Here is an 18,789-nt window from a genome sequence, read left to right as displayed (position 1 = left end):
TCTCCGGCCCCATGGAATGGCAAGCGCGCGGCCCGCTCCACGAGCCGTGCCCAACGAGCAGCGAAGTCGGCGCGGCGTATTCAGTTAGGCGCCAGGGGGGCGTCCGCCGGCCCGGCCCATCGTGTCCGGCCGGACACGGAATCGAAGACCCGCTCGTGTCCCGAGGGACACACGGCCAGTTCCCCTCGCGGCCCGTCGCTTCGCGAGACATCTTTCCGGGCGAAATTCGTTTGCGCGCCGCCCCGACGCGCGGACCCGTCCGCCGCTGCCATCGAGGATGCCGACAGCCGACTTCGAGACGTTTGCCCGCGTGTTGGACGGTCAGTATGCCCTGGAACGCGAAATCGGCCAGGGCGGCATGGGCGTGGTGTACCTCGCCCGCGACCTCAAGCTCGACCGCGCGGTTGCGATCAAGACGCTGCCTCCGCACCTGTCGAACGACTCGAGCATTCGGGAGCGATTTCTGCGCGAGGCGCGAACCGCGGCGGCGCTGTCGCACCCGAACATCGTGCCCATTTATCGCGCCGACGAGATCGATGGGCACGTGTTCTTTGCCATGGGCTACGTGGATGGCGAATCGCTGGCGGAGCAGGTACGAACTGCGCAACGGCTCGATCCTCGGGTAGTGCTGCGCGAGCTGCGCGACGTCGCGCGAGCGCTCGACTATGCCCACGCGCACGGCGTTATCCATCGCGACGTCAAAGCCGAAAACATTCTCGTCGCTCGCGGCTCGGGAAGCGCGATGGTCACCGACTTCGGTATCGCGCGGCTCGCCGAAGCCGCGCCTTTGACCGCGACGGGCCAGGTGCTCGGCACCGTCTACTACATGAGCCCCGAGCAGGTAACGGGCGAGCGTCTCGATGGACGCACGGATCTGTATTCACTTGGCGTGGTGGGCTATTTCGCACTCACCGGACGCTTTCCGTTCGAGGCGGAGCTGGCGTCGGCGGTGATCGTCGCACAGGTGACGAAGCTCGCGCCTCCGGTGCTCACCGTTGACCCCGCGGCGCCCCGCGCACTGGCCGAGATCATCGATCGATGCCTGGCAAAGGATCCGGCGGCACGATTTCAGTCTGGCGGAGAGCTGGCCGACGCGCTCGATCAAGTCGAGCGTGAGGTGGCGCGCGATGCGGTCAGAGCGGCGGCGGTACCCGAGGCCCCATCGCGAATCTCGGAAGACGAAGCGCACGCGATATGGACTCGCGCCGCCGAGCTGCAAGCGAAGACGGGCCTCGAATCGCGTCCGGTGCCCGTGCCCATGGCACGCGACACGACGGCGGATGCGAGTCGCACATCGGGCTACGATGTCAAATCCGTGCGCGAGGCCGCGATGGAGGCGGGCATCCCGGAGCAGTACGTCGAACACGCAATGGCCGAGCACGGACTCGTACGGTCGTTAGGCCACGAGGCTCCAGTCACGGTGCAGATCATCGATCTGACCCAGAAGTCGTCGATCGCATTTGGCACGCCGCCGGGGCTGGAGTTCGAAGCGGTCGTGCCCGGCGAGATGCTCGAGAGCGATTTCGACATGCTGGTTGACACGATTCGGCGATTGATGGAACATGCCGGCGCTGTGAACGCGACGGAGCGCTCGCTCTCGTGGGCGTCGATGGATGCGGCTCGCATCGTGCACGTGTCGGTGCAATCGCGCCACGGGAAGACGACGGTGCGCGCGGTGGAAAACTTCGGGGCATCGATCCGGCGGCGGCGCATCGCGCTGACACTCATCAGCATCTACTCCGGGGCCGGAGTGCTGATGGCGATATTTCCGCATCATCCTGTAGTGGCTGTGGCAGCCGGGCTCACCACGTTTGCCGGGGTCTTCGGCGTCGCGCGCACGTTTCTCGTGCGATCTGCGGCCAAGCACCGAGAGAAACTCAAGAGCCTGATGGAACGCCTGACCGGACAGGTGGGCGAATCGGTGGCGGCATCCGCGGCGGCGCCGAAGCCGCGGGACCGGCCGATGCTCAGGCGTTAGTCACGCGAGATGCGGTGCCGGCGCATGATCTTGAGCAGACTCGCGTGATCCGCGAGGCCGAGGTCGCGGGCGGTGCGGGTGATGTGCCAGTCGTGGCGCTCGAGCGCCGACACGATGATCTGCCGCTCGGCTTCGGCCTTGAGCTGCACGAAACCGCGCGCATCGCCTGCATTAGGCGGATGCGGCTGGGCGTCGTCCCGTACGTCCGCCGGGACGTGCTCGGCGCCGATCACAGCGCCGTCGGCGGCGATGATCATGCGCTCGACCGCGTTTCGCAGCTCGCGAACGTTGTTGAGCCGCCAGTCGTAAGCCATCAAGATTTCGAGCGCGTCTGGAGACACGCGCTTGGCGCGGAGCCCGAAGCGCTCGCACGTGCGCGCCACGAGATGCGCCAAGAGGTCGGGCACATCCGATAGCCGCTCGCGCAGCGGCGGCACGCGCAGCAAGTGCACGTTGATGCGGAACAAGAGGTCGCGTCGGAACCGGCCGTCGCGCACCTCCTGCTCCAGATCGCGATTCGTCGCCGCGATGACGCGCGCCGGGACCGGCACCGGCCGGTTGCTGCCTAACCGAGTCACCGCGCGCTCCTCGAGCACGCGCAGGAGCTTCGCCTGCGCCGGAGCGGGAAGCTCGCCGATCTCGTCCAGGAACAGCGTCCCGCGTCCTGCAGACTCGAACGCCCCTTTCCGCGAGGACACCGCGCCGGTGAACGCGCCGCGCTCGTGCCCGAACAACTCGCTCTCCACCAGCTGCTCGGGCAGCGCCGCGCAGTTCACCGCCACGAACGGCTCGCGCGCGCCGGCGCCCAGCCGATGCACGTCGCGTGCGACCAGCTCCTTGCCGGATCCGCTCTCGCCGATGATGAGCACCGCGCTCGGCACCGGTGCCACGCGCGCGATCGCGTCCTTGAGCGCGCCCATCGCCGGGCTGCCGCCTAACAGCGCGCTCTCGTCGTCGGCGTAGCGACGGAGCACTGTCACTTCATCGAGAATACGCCGGCGTTCGATCGCGTTCTCGATCTCGCGAACTACGCGTTCCACCGGCTCCGCCTTGTCGATGAACGCGTAGGCGCCGGCTTTGACCGCCTGGACGCATCGATCGAAGTTGCCGGTGCCGGTATAGACGATGACCGGCGTGTCCACGGCGCGGTCGCGCAGCGCGCGCAGGACGCCAAATCCGTCCATCACCGGCATCTCGAGGTCGAGAACGAGGCAATCGATCGCCTCGGTGTTCAGGACCTCGAGCGCTTGCGCTCCCGACGACGCCGTCAGCACGTCGTACCCGCCCAGGCGCCGCAGGTCGTAGGCGTACTGCTCCGCGAGCGGCGCATTGTCGTCGCACAACAGGATCGTCGTCATGGGTGTGAGACCGGGCCCGCCGGCTCGCCTCGGATGTCGTTTGGCGGCAGCGTGACCAGCACACGAGTGCCCGATCCGGGCTCGGTGTCGACGCGCAGCGCGCCTCCCAGATCGGCCACGAGCCGTCTCACGATCGACAGGCCGAGTCCGGTGCCCGCGGGCTTGGTCGTATAGAAGTCATGGAACGCGCGGTTCAATTGCTCGCGAGTCATGCCGCTGCCCGTATCGGTCACGGAGAGTTCGACGCCGCCGGCCGCTGCCGCCGTTCCGATGGTGACGGTGCCGCCGCGGCCGTTGAGTGCATCGCACGCGTTGGTCACGAGATTCTCGAGGATCCGGCGCAGCACGAGCGCGTCCGCACGAACCTTCGGTAGGCCGTCGGCCAGCGCAAGTGCGATGGTCGCGGATCGCGGCGCCGACGCGCCCGCGGCGACCGCGCGCGCAATCTCGTTGGCATCGCACGGCGCGACGTCCAGGCGGGGCGACAGGCGCGCGTAATTGCGCGCCAGCGTGTCCAGATAGTCGACGCTCGCATCGAGCGTCGGCCGGCGTTCGGCGAAGACGGTTGCGAGGCGGTTCGGCTCGTCGCGCTCGACCTGCGCGAGGTGACGCAGGACGTGTCGGATGGGCGCCAATCCATTCTTGACATCGTGGTTGACCTGGCGCGCGAGATCGCCGACCGCCGCGCGACGCTCCGCGTCGCGCTCGCGGGCGGCGCTCGCGCGCAGCCGGCGTGTCATCGCGCCTAACAGGCGCGACAACGCGCCGATCTCGTCGTCGCGCCCGGCGCTGAAGTCGACATCCAGCCGGTCCAGGTCGACGCGCGACGTTTGTTCGGCCAGCTCGCGAAGTGGACGGCTCACGCGGGCGGCGAGCCACGTGGACGCGAGGAGCGCACCGGCAGCCGTCACCGCCATGGCCGCAAAAAACCAGAGGTCTACACTGTGCTCCAGCGCGTCGAGCGCCGCCGTGGAACGCGAGAGCGCGAGCGACGCGGTCGCTACGCCGCGCGCGCCGCCGGCGCCGGCCGTGATGTACGGAATCTCGATGCGCGATACGACCGTCGCGTGCGATGCGCCTTGCACGTCGCCCGACCGGATGCTGTCGCCGCCGGCCAGCGACAGCGCCGTCGAGAAATCCACGCCGGGCGCGAGACGCCCGAGAAACGCCGAGTCGACCTGCACTCCGCCCACGACGGCGAAGCGGCGGCCCGCGAGCCTAACGGAATCGACTCGAGCCAGCACCAGCATCGGTCCGTCCGGCGTCCGCGCGTGCACGAGCGCGGCGCGGCGCACGGACGCGAGCAGCATCGGCAGATCCGGCTCGAGGCGGTCGTATTCGTTGCGAAAGTGGCCCGAGCTCAGAATCCGCCCGGACGAATCCTGGATCTGCAGCATCGAGAGCCCGGTGAGGCGCATCTCCCGGCCGGCGAGATCGAGCACGTACGCGCGGCCGGCGGCATCGCCCTGAAGAACGGCGAGGCGGAAGCGGTTGTCGTCGTCCAGCGCGGCGGCGAGCGACGACAGCCGGTCGCCGATCGACACGCCGCGCTGCGCCAGGTCTGCCGATGCGACGGCGGCGAGCGCCGCGGCGCGCCGTTCGTCCTGCGCCGTGAGACGCCGATCCATCTGTCGGCGCACGCCGACGGCGATCACCACGAGCGGCGCCAGCGCGACCACGCCGAAGGCGATCATGAGGCGCGTGCGAAACGTCACGGCGCTGCCTGCGCGGAATCGCCGATCGCACGAGCCAGTGCGGCGAGCGCACCGCCCGTTAGGCGGCGCTTGGCGATGAGCCGCTCGCGCGTCTCGATCAACGGAATCAGGCGCGTCAGCCCCGGATCCATTCCCGGCACGGCGCCGGCGCTGCAGTCCGGCACACGCGGGACGGCAACCACCGCGGCGAGAGCGCTCCCGCGCGCTACCCGGCGGGCGGCCTCACCCGCATCGACGCCTTCCGCCCGCAACGAACTACCGGCGCGCACGAGGGACGGGGAAAGCGCGGCCAGGAGCTCGCGCCGCGATGCGCCTAACGCAACCAGGCGGGCGGCGAGCGCGCGCGCGACATCGTCGGTGCGCGAATACACGATGCGCGGGCCGGCTGCAGCGCCGGCGGTTGTCGCCGTCGTCGCGCCGCCCGAATCGGTGCAAGCGCCGTCGCTCGCCATGCGTGCCGGACGTGCCTCGACGCGGACGGCGCCTATTGCGAGCTCTGTCCGCAAGATGTCGAGGGCCGACGCTGGTTCGCCATCGGTCGACTGGTCTCCCGCGCGCACGAGAAGCCCGTAGGCGCGATTCCAGCCTGATGGCACCGAGGTGAGGTCCGCGCGCGTTGCCGCATACGCGATGGCGTCGGGATCATCGGTGAGCAGCGCATCCACGCCGGCGTCGATCGCATCGCGCGCATCGCGCGCCGCCACCCGATGCACAATCAGCGCCGGTCCCGCGTTGGTACCCAGCGGCTCCAGGCGCACCGTGTCACCCGACCGAGCCGACAGTTGGTACGCACCGCTCAGCCACCCGGCTATCGAATCCGTTGCGTCCGTCACGGCAACGTCAAGCGACGCGGGCACGGGAGCAGGCGACGGCGCAACTGACGCGCCCTGATGCGAGCAACTCGCCAGCGCGACCACGAAGGCGATGCCGGACGAAATGCGGGCGTGAGTCACGACTGACGCGTGGTGGCGGGCAGTGAGTCGAAGATCCTCTCTCTTATGTTAGGACGAGTCGCCGCCGAAGTTCCCTGCTCCGCTCTCGCCGTGGCGCGCAACGCGTGCTATCGCGCCTGGTACGCCGCGCGTGACAATCGCATGCCCAACTGGTCGCCCAGCCCGAGCGCTGCGAGGCCGACGAGCAGGTGCAACACCTGGATGACCCAGTGCGCGCTGCCGACCATCAATCGGGTCTGCACAGCACCAAAGATCACCATGACGAGCGCCCACACCGCAACGAGCGCGACAAAGCCGCCGCTCACGTGCGCCTTTACGCCAAAGATGGCGAGCAGCCACAGACACACCGCGAGCAGGAGACCAACGACCATGTGCACCGGAATGAGGCCGAGCGCATGTCCGGTCCAGAAAATGATCCCGAGGATGATGAGGATGAGGCCGGAGAGCCGCACGAGGATGCGGAGTGTCGTCACTGCAGAATTCATAAAGGCGCTCGCAGGTTGGGCGGTCGCGTGGATCACCGTGTCGGAAAGTACCACTCATCGACAAGGTTTGGCGACCGAGCGATTGTTCCCGGCTGCGACCGTGAGAACCGCCCCTTTTCGCGGAAGGTCGGTCAGTGTTCCGCGGTCGCTTGCGGCACGACGACCAGCCCCAGCGGGACTTTGCGCAAGGCACGCCACGCGAACGTGTGTCCGCGTGCGTCGCGAATCAGCAACTGACTCGAGATGCCGCCGTCGAGGGCGACCGCGTGCCGGCAGCCGATGGCGCCCATGAGCGCGGCCATTTCGGGCGTCGTGAGACCGAACGGGACAAAATCCATCGCGCCGTCGAGCGCATCGAATCGCGTCAGCACCACCACGAGCCGGCGGTCGCGCAACTCGCCTAACGCGAGCCGCGCATCGCGGTGCGCGAGGTCGATGGCGGCCGCACCCGAGGCTGGCGCTTGCAGGGCGGCCGGTACGTCGCCATCTCCCTCGAGCAGCGTGGGGTAGGACTGGAACGCCGCCTCGACGCCGGAAACCGAGCGTGCGATGCTGTCGCCCGATATCCAATGCACGCGGCCGGCCGTGTCGATGACGACCGCTGTGGACAGCGGCCCGTGTCCCGGCGATAAAAACTGCCGCCCGTGCAACACGACCCATCCCCACGGCATGGAACCGACGAACTGCCCGGCGTTGAGCGCGACTCGTGCATCGTTAGGCGCGCGCGCGATGCTCCAGGCGGCGGCCACGCCGTTGCCGGCGAATGCGGTGTCCAGCCGGAGGGTCGTGAGGCGCGGGTCGATGCGCACGACCATCACACGAATGCGCCACGCTTCACCGCGCCCGCCCAGGCGCATCGATGCCCATTCGATTCCTGCCGCCACCGGCTGCCATGCCAACGCGTGCGCGATCTCCGGTAGCGGCGCCGTCCACCGCGCGGGCGCACGGTCCGAGCGCCACCACGTGCGCATCCCGTGGCTGCCCTCGACTGCGAGCGCGCTCGAGGGCAGCCCGGACACGCGGTGCGGCGGCGTTGCGGGCGCAGCGACCGACGCACAGAGCGCGAAGGCCGCTGCGCCCGCCAGGCGTCGTCCGACCATCAGGTCTGGCTCGCCTTTTCGATGTCCTCGATCAACTGGTGCAGCTGGGCAGCCTTCGCGCCTAACGCATCGACTTCCTTTTGGCTGTAGCCCGGAATGCCCCCGCTCCGATTCTGATTCGCGAGGAACGTCAGGATGCGTTCGCGCGCGGTGCCGAACTGCGGAGCCGTCAGGCCGCTCTTCCTCGCGCCGGTTACTTCGGCCGTGTCCTGGGTGGCGCGAATCGAGTCGCTGAGCGCGTCTTCCAGTTTCGAGAGCGCATTGCGCTGGACGCGCCACGCCGGCTCCGGCACCGGCTTCCCGCACTTCGCGTCCGCCGCGGCCGTGTCTTCCTTGGCATTCGGATACGCCGCCTGCATGAGCTGCATCTGTATTTTGCGCACGCCTGCCGTATCGCCGCGGGCGTTCGCCTGTGCCATGGCCTGTGCCGCTTGCATGTATCGCTGCTGGAAAGCCGGATCGCTCATCGCTTTCGCCTGGGCTTCCTTGGTGTGCGTCTGCTGCAGCGCGTCGAGGGTCTGGCTGCGGCACCCATCGATCTTGGACGAGCTGCTCTCGTACGCCTGTTCATCCTTGTCGTGCGCGTCGGCGATCTTGGAGCGCTGGTCGGACGCGGCCTGACGCCGTTTGATCATCGCTTGCAGGCCGTTCTGCCCGGAGCCGACGAGAATGCTGCGCTCCGCCGTTAGGCCGGCGATCATCTGATCCACCTGCGCGCCGCCGAGCTCTATGGTGGTTTCGTCGTACACGGGGGCCGGACCTGCCGCCTTGGCCGAACCCGGCGAGGCCTTGTCGACGGCCTTCTTCACGAGTTTGCCGAACTGCGCGTGCGCGGTGGCGGGCATCCATGCCGCGAACGCTGCTGTCGTCACGACCAGGAGCGCGCGTCGCGCCCAGGATCTCAGAGATGCTGTCGGTGCACGCATGGCGCTCCTCCACATGGTGTGATCCGGCGACTGGTGGGTGCGCCAAGCTATGGTCTCTCTGTCGTTTCGGCATCAACGATGTCAACACATTGGGCGCCGATACTTTGCGTGCTCGGCGTCGGTGCACGGGTGCGCGCCGATGCACCGCGGGGGCGACGCATCGTGCGCCGCCCCCGCGTGCCCGTCCACTGCGCGTGTCGCGTTAGACCGGGAACAGCATCTCGCGATACTTGGGCAGCGGCCACTGGTCATCGGGCACGAGCAACTCCATGGCGTCGCAGCTCGCGCGCAGCTCGGCCATGCGATCGGCGCCTTCGGAGGTGAGCAGCTTGGCCTGCGTGAGGGGGTCGGCGTGGAGGTGATCGGCCTGATCGATCACCTTGGCCAGCGCCGTCCGGCGCTTCTGGATCTGCTGCGCCACGGTGCCGACCTCCTTCGCCGTCTCGAGCTCCGGAATGACCGTTAGGCCAAGGTCCTTGGCTTTGGCGGCGGTGTCGATCAGCGCGCCGTGGTAGGCGAAGGCCGCCGGCAGCACCATCGTGTCCACTATCTGCCGCACCGTGTGCAGCTCGATGAGCATGTCCTTGGTGTAGCGCTCCATGTGCACGTGGAACCGCGACTCGAGCTCCTCGCGCGTCAGGATGCCCAGCCGGTCGAACAGCGCGCGGGCGGGCTTGGTGATCAGCTCCTCGAGCGCCTCCGGCGTCCGGCGCAAGTTAGGCAGCCGCCGCTTCGCCGCTTCCTTGACCCAGTCGTCCGAGTAGTTGTTGCCCTCGAAGCGGACATCGGCGGTCTCCTTGAACGCCTTACGCACCACCTTGAGCACGGCGTCGTCCACCGATTTCGTGCTCTGGAGCGCGGCCTTGAGCTGCTCGGTCAATTCGCCGATCGCTTCGGCGACCGTCGCGTTGAGCACCATCACGGGGAATGCGATGGTCTGCGAGCCGCCCACGGCGCGGAATTCGAACTTGGCGCCGGTGAAGGCGAACGGCGACGTGCGGTTCCGGTCGGTGTTGTCCTTCTGGATCTCCGGCAGCTTCGCCACGCCCAACTTGATCATCGCCTGCTCGGCGTTGCTCGGCGAGGTCTTGGCGTTGGCGATGTCGTCGATGACGCGCGTCAGCATGTCGCCCATGAACACCGAGATGATGGCCGGCGGCGCTTCGTTGGCGCCTAACCGGTGCTCGTTGCCCGATGTCGCGACACCGGCGCGCAGCACGGCCGCGTGCTTGTGCACCGCCTTGAGGACGGCGGCGAGGAAGATGAGGAAGCGGAGGTTCTGGTGCGGCGTCTTGCCGGGCTTGAGCAGGTTCACGCCGTCGAGCTCGTTGTCCGACGCGATCGCCATCGACCAGTTGCAGTGCTTGCCCGACCCGTTGATGCCGGCGAACGGCTTCTCGTGCAGCACGGCCTGCAGTCCGTGGCGCAGCGCGACCTTGCGCAGCGTCGCCATCACCAGCTGGTTGTGGTCGACCGCGACATCCGTCTCCTCGAACATCGGCGCCATCTCGAACTGGCTCGGCGCCACTTCGTTGTGCCGGGTGACGATCGGTACGCCTAACTTGTACAGCTCGTGCTCGACCTCGGCGATGCACGCCTGCACGCGCTCGGGAATGCCGCCGAAGTAATGGTCTTCGAGCTGCTGGCCGCGCGGCGGCGCCGCGCCCAACAGCGTGCGGCCGGCCATCACGAGATCGGGCCGCATCGCGAAATGTGCGCGGTCGATGAGGAAGTATTCCTGTTCCGGTCCGAGCGTGGTGTACACGCGGTACACGCCGCGGTCGCCTAACAGTTCGAGCAGGCCGATGGCTTTCTGCGACAACACGTCCGAGCTGCGCAGCAGCGGCGTCATCTCGTCCAGCGCTTCGCCGTTGTAGCCGATGAACACGGACGGAATGCACAGCGTGCGCGTGTTGCCGGATTCGACGATGAAGATGGGACTGGCCGGGTTCCACGCCGTATAGCCGCGCGCTTCCCAGGTCGCGCGGAGGCCGCCCGACGGGAAGCTCGACGCATCCGGCTCGCTCTGGATGAGCTGCTCGCCGGTGAACGATTCCATGGGCTGGCGGTCATCGTCGAACGACAGGAAGGCGTCGTGCTTCTCTGCCGTTAGGCCGGTTTGCGGCTGGAACCAGTGCGTGAAATGCGTGACGCCGCGCGAGATCGCCCATTCCTTGATCACCTGGGCGACGGTCGGCGCGATGTCCTGGTCCAGCTTCTTTCCGTGGCGGATCGAGGACAGGAGCTTGGCGTACACGTCGCGCGGCAACTTGGCGCGCATCTGCCTAACGCCAAACGTGTTGACGCCGAAATATTCGGATGTCGGGGGATGTGCCGGCGGCGTGCTGCCGTTCGTGCGGGCGCCGTCGTGCACGGGACGGTCCGTGATGTCCCTGAGGATCGCCTTGCGAGTGATGGTTGATGGCATCGGTCGACCTGGTTGGCGGGTGGCGATGTGGCCTGGAGCAAGAGATTCAAGAGGTGCCAGTGCACCATGAATTTTGCTCTACCTGCACAAACTACACCGCAGACCGGCCAATTTCCAGCCAAAGCTTGCCACGCGGCGCCACGATTGTGCAGTTCCTGCAGATTCCGGTGAACAGCGCGCGCACTCTACCCGGCCGGCTCAGCACCCCCAATGGGCGCCCGGCCAAAGGCTTAGCGCGACACCGGGCCGCGCCGAGCCTTGCCGTCCACGAGCACGCCGGCACCCTGCCGGCACCTGCCCCAACCTCCAAAACTTTAGTGCGCTACATCTTCACCAACTCGACCCGACGATTCTCCTGGCGTCCCTCGGCCGTCGTGTTCGACGCGATCGGCTTGCTCGAACCGTAGCCCTTCGTCGACAGACGTGCCGCATCAATGTGCGCCGTCGTCACCAGATACTGCTTCACCGCCGCCGCGCGCCGCTCCGACAACGACTGATTGCTCTCGGCGCTGCCCACGTTGTCCGTGTGCCCTTCGATCATCAGCTTGAGGTCGGGGTGTGCCGTCAACATGTCGCTGATGCTTTTGAGCGTCGGGGTGCTTTCGGCGCGGATCTGGTTGGAGCCCACGTCGAACAGTATGCCGTGGGTGGCCACCCGACCCTTCGCCGCCAGCGCGTCGTACAATGGCTTGCCGCCTTCGGCGACTCGGATATTGCTGATGGATGCCGGGTCCGCCTGGTTCCCGTTCACCAAAATCCAGATTCCCTTCGTGCGCCCGAGTTGGGCCTTGGGGACGTTCGCGACGCGTACGCCGTTCAGGTACGCCTTCACGTAGGCGCCATCGGCCATGACCGCGACGTGCGTCGGGTGTTGAATCGCATTGGCGTCGAGGTGCACCTCGGCGGTCACCGGGCCGGCGACTCCCCCATAGTCCGGTCGAAACTCGATCTTGGACATTCCCGCCGTCGCGACCGCCGGATCGGCGAACTGGATTGCATTGACCCATCCCTGGGTGCGATCGCCGTCGAAGTCGAACTCGACGGTGAAGCGCTGCGGCAGCATCTCGGGAAGAGGAATCTTGACCTGGCCCAGCCCGGTCGCCCGGAGGAAGCGGGCGCCATTCGACTCGGCGACTTCGAAATTGCCCGACACGAGATCGAGCCGCTTCGGGAAGTCGCCGATGTTGTCTCCGGCGAAATCCTCGGCGAAGAGCACGCGGTCGCCCGGCACGAAATCGTAGTTGACTAACACTGTGTTAGACATTGGAGCGGCCGCCGTCGCATCGGCGCCCGTCGCGCTCGCGCTGTCGAGCACCGGCTGCGCGGCCGCCGCGGCCTGCGACACCGCGGCGCTGATCGCCGCCGCGGAGTCGGCGCTCGACACCGGCTTTCCGCCGGCGTCGGTCACCTTGATGGGCTTTCCGCTCGCCTTTGCCTTGGAGATGCAGGCGATGTCGGTCACCGCACAGACGACCGCCTGCGCCGCCTTGTTGACCGCGCTGTCCATGGCCTGATTGGCCTTGTCGTTGGCGACCTGCTTTGCCTTGCTGCCTAACTTGCTGAAGATGCTCTGGCCCGCCGCCGGCGCGCCCGCGCCGACGAACGCCGCACACGCCAGTCCGAGCACTGCCGTCACGTGACGCATGAGTCTCGACTCCACCGAAGGTTCCGCCTAACCGCCATCGACACCGCTCCGCATCACCCCACACGACCCGTGCGGACGAAGATACTACGCCAGGGAACAACTGGCACGCACCCCGCGATCTGCCACGGCGCGCCCGCTACCCCGCCCGCTCGCAACTGCCCAGTCCGCCAACTGGGCGCGGCCGGCATCCGAGACGCACGCCGCCGGCCGAGCGAGAAAATCACGCCCAACCAGACGTTTCATCCGCATGGCGAACGATGCGCCGACGCCTGTACCGGCTCCGGCTCTGTCCCTCGACGCCATAGGTAATCAGCCCGGCACGCCGACTTCAACAGCCTCAACACGTTGAGCGACCAAACCTTTCGACTCATCACGCTGGGCCAACTGGCACTGATCGCTTCCGACGGGTCCGAGGATGCGTCGCTTGCCACGCGCCGGCGAAAGCTCGCGCTGCTCGCCGTCCTCGCGACTGCGGGCCGCCCGCTGTCGCGCTCCGTCCTCGCCGAAACGTTCTGGGGCGACCAGCACGAAGAGCGCGCCCGGCACTCGCTGAGCGACGCCCTGTCCCACCTGCGCCGGGTGCTGGGCCGCGACGCGATCGCGTCCCGGCAGACCGACGTGTGGATCGCTCCCGATTGCCGACTGAGCGTCGACGCGCTCGAGCTCACCGCTGCGTCGACGGCGCGCGATGCTGCGCGCGTCGTGCAACTGTATGGGGGCCCATTCATGGACGGCGTATGCGTGCCCTGCTCGTGCACGTTCGAGCAGTGGGCCACGCGCGAGCGTGAGCGCCTCGAGCGAGTGTTCCTCGCGGCGTGCGACGCTCGGTGCTTCGCGCTTGCACGGGCCCGCGACTGGGACGAGTGCGCGACGCTCGCCTCCCGGTGGCTCGCCATGGCGCCGCTGTCCGTGGACGCGGCGCTCTATCGTCTCAATGCGCTCAAGGCGCCGATGACGCGCGATGCGCTCGCCCGAGCGCTCGTTGCGTACGATCGGCTCGTCCGCCGGTTGCGCGACGAGTATGACCTGGCGCCGGATCCGCGAGTCTCGGCGCTGGCCACAGACATCGCGGCTTCCCTCCGGGCGACGCCGCCGACACCAGCGATGCCGGCCGATGCCCCGGCGAGCGCCGCGCCCGCGGAGGACGTACCTGATCACCAAGCGTCGGCCAGACGCATCCGCCGCGCATCGCGTTGGCTCACGGTAGCCGGAAGCATCGCGATCACAGTGCTACTTGCGGCGCCGAGCAGTCGCCCGGCGGTCACCAAGCTGGCCATGGCACCCGTCGTCGCCATCGCGCCGGTGCGGGTCTTGGATGCGAGCGCATCGAGCGCGTGGATCGGCGACGGCATCGCGCAGCTCCTCGCCGCCGACCTGGCCGACTCCAGCTCGCTCACGGTAGTGCCGCCGGAGCGCGTCCTGAACGCCGAAAACAGCGCAGGGACTGTATCCGACGAAGCGATTCACGATTTGGGAGAGCGCCTGGGCGCTACCTGGATCGTGGATGGCGGTTTGGTGCACGGCGATACGCTGTACATGCTCGACATCAGCGTCCGTGAAGCGTCATCGGGGAGAGTCATCCGGCTCTTCACCGTTTCCGCGCCGGACATGGTCGGGCTGGCGCAGCGAGCCGCGTCGCGATTGCGGAGCACAGCGCTTCAACCGTCGGCGATCGCACACGCCGGCCGGGACTCGGTCGAGAGGAGCGCCGCCAAGGTGGGCCACTCCTGACAGCATCTGCTGTCCCTGAGATCCTGCCAATAACGCAGCGCGCATGGCATTGAGGACGGTGCCAAAACGGTCTTGCGACCGTGATGCGTACGGCCATACGTGCTGATCCTGCACGAATAGGCCGACAGGGCGGTTCGGCCGCACCCCAAGCCTGACATAGCCGGTGCCCAAGCGCGCCGCTGCCCACGGAGCGAAGTCGCGGACGACAAAGATCTTCGGTCAGGCGCCCGATCATTGGAGCGCTCTGTTACACGTCGGTCAGCGCTTCGTCCCGAGAGTACGCTCTGCGCCACCGAAGCCATCTCCGTGGAAGTCATCTCATTCAGTGGGCGCTGCCAACGGCGCGTGAGCGCTTTGGCGCACCGCTAGACCCACACCGCCTCCCATACTCGCCGTGAGCACGCGTCCTCTCATTGCTTCGCTGCTCTGCGTCATCGCCGGCGCTTGCTCCGGCGGTTCACCAACCATTCAGCTTGGCGTCGCCGGTCCTTTCGCCCAGCCGTTCGGCGACATGACCAAGAAAGGCATCGAGATGGCCATCGCCGAGGTCAACGACTCGGGTGGCGTCCGCGGGAAGCATCTCGAGCTCGAGGAACGCGACGACGGCGCTGACGGCGCGAAGGCGGCCGGCATCGCGCAGGACTTCGTCGCAAACCAGGCCGTCGTCGGCGTTATCGGGCACGTCACGTCGGGCGCGATGGTCGCCGCCGCGAAAGTCTACGACGGCGGGCGGCTCCCGGCGATTGCAACGTCGGCGACCACACCGGAGTTGACCGGAATGTCGCCGTGGGTGTTCCGCGTGATCTCCAGCGACTCGAGCAACGGCATCACGATCGCGCACTTCGCCGAGGCGCTGGGTCGCAAGCGAGCGGCGGTGCTGTACGAGAACGATGCGTATGGACGCGGGCTCGCCTCGAGTTTCCGGCGCGCCTTCAACGGGGACATCGTGAGCATCGATCCGATTTCCGCCGACATCACGAACGCCGAACCGTACATCGCGTACTACAAGACGCGATCCCCCGACGTGGTGTTCGTGGTCGGCACGCAGAACTCGGGGCTCGTGGTGCTGCGCGAAGCGAAACGCGAGAAGTTTTCGAGCGATTTTCTGGGGGGCGACGGCTGGACCGGCATCGTCGCCGACACGGCGATGGCCGAGGGGACGTACGTCGGCACCGCGTTCACCGTCGAGGATCCTCGCCCCGAGGTGCAGCGCTTCGTATCCGATTTCCGCGCGCGCTACCATGAAGTCCCCGACGCGTACGCTGCGTTAGGCTACGACGCGGCACGGATGATGGCGCGAGCGGTGCAGGAGGCCGGTCCCGACCGCGCGGCGATCCGCGCATATCTGGCGTCGCTCACCGACGAAACCGCGTACCATGGTATCACCGGCGTGTTGCGCTTCGGCCCGGGCGGCGATCCGGTCATGTCATCGTATCGTGTGACCCGCGTGCGCCATGGCGCGTTCGAGCTCGTGACGCCCGGCGCCGGGAGCAGCCGATGAGCGAGGCGACCTTCACGCCGCTCCGGCGAACGACGACGATTCGCGCGCGTCTCCTCCTCGGCTTCGGCGCGCTCGTTCTGCTCCTGATCACCGCCGGGGTGCTGGCACGTCTGTCGATGAGCGCCACGGCCAACACCGTGGATCACGTGCTGGAAGACATTCAGCGCGAGAACCGGCTCGCCGCGGAATTCACCGCCGACATTGCCCGCGGGTTAGGCGCGGCGAACGCCTACCTCGCGACGCGCGACTCGGCGACCGGAGAAGCGTTCCGGCGGTTCAGCTGGGACGCGCACGACGTCCAGCGTCAGATGAACGCGCTGCCGCGTCAATCGGCCGATGAGATCGCGCTGATCGCGGACATCGACACGCGGTTGAGCGACGTCGAAGTGCGCTACAACCTCGCGCACCGCCTGCTCGATCTGGGCCGCGGGCCGGCCGCGCAGCTCCAGGCCGCCGCCGCGCGCCCGGTGGTCGACACGCTGCTGAGCCAGATCGATCGGCTAGGCAGGTTCAAGGCGAACAAGCTGGTGGTGGCCTCGGCGCAGCTGCGCGACGACACCGACCGCCGCTCGCTCCTGCTCCTCGCCGTCGTGGCCGTTGCGTTAGGCGTCGCGGCGACGATCACCATCCGCACCGTCCGGTCCATCGATCGTCCGCTGCGCGCGCTGGTCGGACACGCGCGCCAGTTGAGCGGCGGCGATCTCACGGCGCGTACCACCGACCCCATGCCCGAAGAATTCCAGCGCCTGGCCGAGGCAATGAATCACGCGGGCGACTCGCTGTCGAAGGTGGTGTCCGTCACGTCCGGAACCGCGCAGCAGGTCGCCGGCTCGGCTACCGAACTGGCCGAGGCGTCGACGCAGATCTCAGACGCCGCGAGCCAGGTCGCATCGGCCATGTCCGATGTGACGTCCGGCGCGTCGAACCAGGTGCAGCAGCTCCGCGATATCGACGGCGCGCTGCAGGTGATTCGCCAGCGCGCGGACACCGTGCGCGGCGGCGTACACGATGTGACTGGACTGGCACACGAGATTGCGGAATCGTCGGCGGCGAAACGACCGGAGCTCGAGCGCGCCCTCGACCTGCTCCTCCAAATCAAAACTACGGTCGAAACCGCGGCGACCGAGGTGCAGTCGCTGAACGACACGACCGCGACGATCACCACGTTCGCGGATACCGTGCGGGGCATCGCCGACCAAACGAATCTGCTGGCGCTCAACGCGGCGATCGAAGCGGCGCGCGCGGGCGACGCCGGTCGTGGCTTTGCGGTAGTTGCCGCCGAAGTGCGCAAGCTCGCCGAGCAGGCCCGGTCCGCATCGGCGACGGTGGTGCAGATGACGCGGTCGATCACCGAGCGCATGGCCCGCACGACGGAAGCGATGCAGGACGGCGTGACGCATGTTGCCGAGATCGAGCGAGCCGCGCGCGGCATGGACGACGCGTTGTCGGGAATTGCATCGGCGTCGGAACGGACGCGCACCGCGGCATCCGGCGTGGGTTTGGCCGCCGAAGAGAATCTGCGCGCGGTGGAGCAGGCGGCGACGGGCATCGCCGCCATCGCGCGCGTTGCGGAATCGCACGCCTCGGCGGCTGAAGAAGTGACGGCGTCGAGCGAAGAGCAGAGCGCCGCATGCGAGCAGATGAGCGCGACCGCCGCGACGCTGCACCGTGGCGCCATGAGGCTCCGCGAGCTCGTCGACGGGCTCGGCGCTCGCACGAACGGTAACGGGACGAACTGATTGAGAATGGAATCGGGACGCGTGGTGATTCGGACGACGGGCGCCTGACGGCGCCTCGGTCAGCGGAGGTGACTTGCCTCTGCGCGATCCTCGCAGCAGCGTACACGCGTATACCCAATCGATTCTCAGGGGCGCAGCGCTTTCCAAGGCGTCAGCGCTTCTCCAAGGCGGCGCCAGCCGCCGCTTCCTCCGCTGGGAGCTCCCGTGCCGCTACTTCACAAGATGACGACCACCACCATGTCGCTCGATGGCTACCGCGTGGTGCAGAATCTCGGAATCATCCGGGGCATTGTCGTGCGGTCGCGATCGATCGTCGGCAATCTGGGTGCAGCGTTGCAGACACTGGTGGGCGGCAACATTTCGTTGCTCACGGACTTGTGCGAACGCACGCGCGAGGACGCCTTTCAGCTCATGTTGACGCACGCATCGGAGGTTGGCGCGAACGCCGTGATCGGCGTGCGATACGATGCGACTGAGGTCATGAACGGAGTGACCGAAGTGCTCTGTTATGGCACAGCCGTCGTGGTGGAGGCCCAACCGGGTGCGGCGCTCTAGGATCGAACGCGCCACACTTGTCTCCTCGTGGTGCTCGTCCTATGCTGACCGTACGAGACTCGCATCCCGCGTCGAGTGGAGAATCATGCCCCAGCCTCGCATCGTACACATTACCGTTAGGAGTCGCGCCGCGGCGGCAGCGTTGGGCGTCGCGGCGCTCGTGGCGGGCGGCGTGTTGCTCGCCTTCGGATTGACGCTCGTGGCGGGCGCGGCGGTGGTGGGTGCGGCCGCGGGCGGCGGGTTGTTGCTGTATCGGCGGTTGACGGGGCGCGCGGGGCAGCGCGTCGGTTCGCGCCACGGGCTCGACCCGTCGCTGGAGGTGTTTCCCGTGCGCCGGTCCGATCCGCCCGGCCTGCAGCCGCGCTCGCGGTAGGCACGGGATCCGCCTAACTGGAACCGGCCGGGCCGCCGGCGCGCTTAGCGCGAGTTAGGCAGCCGCTCGACCGTCGACTTGAACGTCTGCGTGATCGGCGCGCCCTCCGAGATGGCATTCTTTTCGGTGAGGTCGATCCGCTGCGTGGACTGGGATCCCAGATACACGCCGTCGTGGCTGATCACATGGATGGCGTTCGCCGAGCCCTGGCCCAGCAGCGTCACGCGCTCGCTGTCCGGCGCCGCGGACGACATCCCGCTCTGCACGATGTCGGTGTGCCGGACCACCCGCCATGCACGCTG

General features: G+C 67.8%; 15 protein-coding genes. 6 read left to right on the top strand and 9 right to left on the bottom strand.

The genetic code is table 11. The features are described 5' to 3' along the window. The first annotated feature begins 277 nt into the window (after nt 1–277). Complete coding sequence (locus VFW04_17065) at nt 278–1,978, top strand: serine/threonine-protein kinase (protein HEX5181045.1); 1,701 nt, start codon at nt 278–280, stop codon at nt 1,976–1,978. Here VFW04_17065 and VFW04_17060 read toward each other — a convergent pair. The 8 genes from VFW04_17060 to VFW04_17025 form a co-directional block, all read right to left on the bottom strand. After that, nucleotides 1,975–3,336: a sigma-54 dependent transcriptional regulator gene (locus VFW04_17060; GenBank protein HEX5181044.1), complete on the bottom strand. Its 1,362-nt coding sequence runs from the start codon at nt 3,334–3,336 to the stop codon at nt 1,975–1,977. The genes VFW04_17065 and VFW04_17060 overlap by 4 nt on opposite strands. Then, nucleotides 3,333–5,051, bottom strand: coding sequence for a HAMP domain-containing sensor histidine kinase (locus VFW04_17055; protein ID HEX5181043.1), 1,719 nt, complete (start codon nt 5,049–5,051; stop codon nt 3,333–3,335). The genes VFW04_17060 and VFW04_17055 overlap by 4 nt, the downstream gene beginning before the upstream one ends. Then, nucleotides 5,048–5,908, bottom strand: a complete 861-nt coding sequence (locus VFW04_17050) for a hypothetical protein (protein HEX5181042.1) — start codon at nt 5,906–5,908, stop codon at nt 5,048–5,050. The genes VFW04_17055 and VFW04_17050 overlap by 4 nt, the downstream gene beginning before the upstream one ends. 203 nt (nt 5,909–6,111) lie before the next feature. Further along, a complete protein-coding gene (locus tag VFW04_17045) occupies nt 6,112–6,477 on the bottom strand; it encodes a hypothetical protein (protein HEX5181041.1) in 366 nt (121 codons plus the stop codon). A 143-nt stretch (nt 6,478–6,620) separates the two neighbouring features. Further along, on the bottom strand, nt 6,621–7,589 hold the full coding sequence (locus VFW04_17040; GenBank protein ID HEX5181040.1) for a phosphodiester glycosidase family protein: 969 nt from the start codon (nt 7,587–7,589) through the stop codon (nt 6,621–6,623). Beyond that, nucleotides 7,589–8,461, bottom strand: a complete 873-nt coding sequence (locus VFW04_17035) for a hypothetical protein (GenBank protein HEX5181039.1) — start codon at nt 8,459–8,461, stop codon at nt 7,589–7,591. The genes VFW04_17040 and VFW04_17035 overlap by 1 nt, the downstream gene beginning before the upstream one ends. Before the next feature lie 256 nt (nt 8,462–8,717). Further along, on the bottom strand, nt 8,718–10,943 hold the full coding sequence (locus VFW04_17030) for a glutamine synthetase III (GenBank protein HEX5181038.1): 2,226 nt from the start codon (nt 10,941–10,943) through the stop codon (nt 8,718–8,720). Between the two features lie 322 nt (nt 10,944–11,265). Beyond that, on the bottom strand, nt 11,266–12,588 hold the full coding sequence (locus VFW04_17025; protein HEX5181037.1) for an OmpA family protein: 1,323 nt from the start codon (nt 12,586–12,588) through the stop codon (nt 11,266–11,268). A gap of 345 nt (nt 12,589–12,933) precedes the next feature. On the opposite strand from VFW04_17025, the gene VFW04_17020 reads away from it, so the two are divergent. From VFW04_17020 to VFW04_17000, 5 genes are all read left to right on the top strand, one after another. Beyond that, complete coding sequence (locus VFW04_17020; GenBank protein HEX5181036.1) at nt 12,934–14,319, top strand: BTAD domain-containing putative transcriptional regulator; 1,386 nt, start codon at nt 12,934–12,936, stop codon at nt 14,317–14,319. A gap of 394 nt (nt 14,320–14,713) precedes the next feature. Beyond that, nucleotides 14,714–15,820 (top strand): ABC transporter substrate-binding protein, encoded by a 1,107-nt coding sequence (locus VFW04_17015; protein HEX5181035.1) that lies wholly within the window; start codon nt 14,714–14,716, stop codon nt 15,818–15,820. Further along, complete coding sequence (locus tag VFW04_17010; protein HEX5181034.1) at nt 15,817–17,559, top strand: methyl-accepting chemotaxis protein; 1,743 nt, start codon at nt 15,817–15,819, stop codon at nt 17,557–17,559. Before VFW04_17015 ends, VFW04_17010 begins: the two co-directional genes overlap by 4 nt. A 204-nt stretch (nt 17,560–17,763) precedes the next feature. Then, nucleotides 17,764–18,114 (top strand): YbjQ family protein, encoded by a 351-nt coding sequence (locus VFW04_17005; protein HEX5181033.1) that lies wholly within the window; start codon nt 17,764–17,766, stop codon nt 18,112–18,114. Nucleotides 18,115–18,199: 85 nt separating this feature from the next. Continuing rightward, nucleotides 18,200–18,487 carry a hypothetical protein gene (locus VFW04_17000; protein ID HEX5181032.1) on the top strand — a complete coding sequence of 96 codons (288 nt, stop codon included), beginning with the start codon at nt 18,200–18,202 and terminating at the stop codon, nt 18,485–18,487. A 44-nt stretch (nt 18,488–18,531) separates the two neighbouring features. On the opposite strand, the gene VFW04_16995 is transcribed toward VFW04_17000, so the two are convergent. After that, nucleotides 18,532–18,789 (bottom strand): hypothetical protein (locus tag VFW04_16995; GenBank protein ID HEX5181031.1); only part of this gene is annotated, 258 nt, incomplete at its 5' end.

This window comes from Gemmatimonadaceae bacterium, from assembly GCA_036273715.1.
In the GTDB taxonomy this organism is placed as follows: Bacteria; Gemmatimonadota; Gemmatimonadetes; order Gemmatimonadales; family Gemmatimonadaceae; genus JADGGM01.
Note: the sequence above shows the minus strand (reverse complement) of the source record. Positions and strands in the feature narration are given on the sequence as shown.

Excerpts from the sequence above, each read along its gene's own strand:
- VFW04_17065 (HEX5181045.1), top strand. The coding sequence starts at position 278 with ATGCCGACAGCCGACTTCGAGACGTTTGCCCGCGTGTTGGACGGTCAG.
- VFW04_17060 (HEX5181044.1), bottom strand. The coding sequence starts at position 3,336 with ATGACGACGATCCTGTTGTGCGACGACAATGCGCCGCTCGCGGAGCAG.
- VFW04_17040 (HEX5181040.1), bottom strand. The coding sequence starts at position 7,589 with ATGGTCGGACGACGCCTGGCGGGCGCAGCGGCCTTCGCGCTCTGTGCG.
- VFW04_17030 (HEX5181038.1), bottom strand. The coding sequence starts at position 10,943 with ATGCCATCAACCATCACTCGCAAGGCGATCCTCAGGGACATCACGGAC.
- VFW04_17025 (HEX5181037.1), bottom strand. The coding sequence starts at position 12,588 with ATGCGTCACGTGACGGCAGTGCTCGGACTGGCGTGTGCGGCGTTCGTC.
- VFW04_17010 (HEX5181034.1), top strand. The coding sequence starts at position 15,817 with ATGAGCGAGGCGACCTTCACGCCGCTCCGGCGAACGACGACGATTCGC.
- VFW04_17000 (HEX5181032.1), top strand. The coding sequence starts at position 18,200 with ATGCCCCAGCCTCGCATCGTACACATTACCGTTAGGAGTCGCGCCGCG.